Genomic DNA, 1,864 nt, shown 5'->3' with positions numbered 1-1,864 from the left:
GCCGATGACTGTCGCAGTTAGCAGAAACTCTCGTGACTTAGATTCTGAAATCTCTTCATGCTTGGTTAGATAATAAAGCAATGCTGGGACTACACCCGCCGCACCGTTTGTTGGCGCGGTTACGACTGCTTGTCCCGCAGCATTCTCTTCATTGACCGCCATTGCGTATGCACAAAGCCAATCATTGACACTAGCATTACTGGGATTCGCGCTAAGATCGGAATATAACTTGTTTGCACGCCGCTCTAATAACAGTCCTCCGGGCAGTTGCCCATCAGCAGATAAACCACGTTCTATGCTTGCAAACATCGCCTCCTTAACTGTGCAAATATTTGCCTCAGTAACACTCTCAGCACTACTCATGCATTCATTTTCCATCTGAATTACTGCAAAGCTTTTATCTTCTTTCTCGGCGATAGACAGCAACTCACTCATGTTTGAATAGGTATGTTTCTGGCTGTGGCCGAACGGCACTTTACGCCTCCCTTTTTTCTCCTTTTGGCGCTTACTCTTATCGGCAAGTTCATCTTTAGTTAAAATAAAACCGCCACCAACGGAAAAGTACGTTTCAGACAAAATGACCCGTTCTTTCTCACCAGCACTTGATAGCGTAAAGCTGAAACCATTCGGATGTTCCGGGTACACGAGCTTCATATCAAACTCTATTCCCGACGCTGGGCCAAAGTTTACACACACACCTTGAACAATTTCGATAAAGTTTTTTTGCTGAAAACTATCAATCGCTTTTTCTAAATTACCGTTGAATGAAAGCTTAGCGGCCTGTGCCGGCGAATAGCCATTGAGACCCAGAAGGATTGCCGTATCTGTACCATGACCAATACCCGTATACGCTAAGGAACCTGTCAAGCGGCACCTAAGATTAAGGCGCTTGCCTTTAAGAAAGGTGGGATTTATAGCCTTTATCTTAGTGACGAAGTCCTTTGCGGCAATCATAGGGCCATTAGTATGAGAGCTGGAAGGTCCAATACCTAGTTTAAATAGATCTGTAATACTCGTGAACATAATACAACCTCACGCGTGATTTCTTTCTATGCAGGTAGCAACAAACCATAATCATCTTATTATAGCCTTAAACCCGTAACTCAGCCTGAACTTACAGCCTCATATAATAATTTATGGGTAGACACAGCCGATATTTGTCTATGACAAACAAACGATTAAGCCTTACAATGCAGCCGTGCTTATTATGGAGGATCGCTATGAAAAACTTATTCGACATCACCACGTCTACCCTTGCATCAACACTACGTGTTTGGCGTGGCACGTCAGCGAGCAAGGTTGCAATACAACCTGAGCAGGAGCTGGTTATATTCGACAGAGAAGGTTGCCCGGAATGTCGGTTTGTCAGGGAAGCACTGACCGAACTCAACCTTGATGCAATGGTAGCCCCCTGCCCAATCGGTGGGCGTGATATAAAAAAACTTGCACAAGAATCCGGCAGCCAGACGCTCCCAAGGTTATTCGACCCCAACACTGACCTCAATATTGCTGGCCGCGATGAAATTGTTACTTACCTATTTAAAGAGTACAGGGGCTTGGAAGTCCCTAAGCAACTCCGCCGCAGTTTAATGAATGATACGGCATCCAAACTGGCTAGTGTTTTACGTAATAATGCAGGTGTCCACGCGCGCCCTGCAAAAGCGGCTAAACTCCCATTGACGCTATATAGCTTCGAATCCAGCCCTTTTTCTCGTGTAGTAAGAGAAAAACTATGCGAACTTGAATTGCCATACTTACTGATCAATTTGGGCAAGCAGCAACTAGCTGATATGGGTCCGGCAAACTTCCGCTTCAGCATTGGCGCTTATCAACCATTAGAAAACACCAAGCGCGATGATTTCTT

General features: G+C 45.1%; 2 protein-coding genes. One reads left to right on the top strand and one right to left on the bottom strand.

What is annotated here, in order from left to right:
• Window positions 1-1,023: serine dehydratase beta chain (locus tag A3729_RS23965; protein ID WP_068634372.1), on the bottom strand; the 1,023-nt coding region annotated here is incomplete at its 3' end.
• 197 nt (window positions 1,024-1,220) lie between these two features.
• Here A3729_RS23965 and A3729_RS23960 point away from each other — a divergent pair.
• Window positions 1,221-1,864: glutathione S-transferase N-terminal domain-containing protein (locus A3729_RS23960; protein WP_068634371.1), on the top strand; the 644-nt coding region annotated here is incomplete at its 3' end.

This window comes from Oleiphilus sp. HI0043, assembly GCF_001634935.1.
Note: the sequence above shows the minus strand (reverse complement) of the source record. Positions and strands in the feature narration are given on the sequence as shown.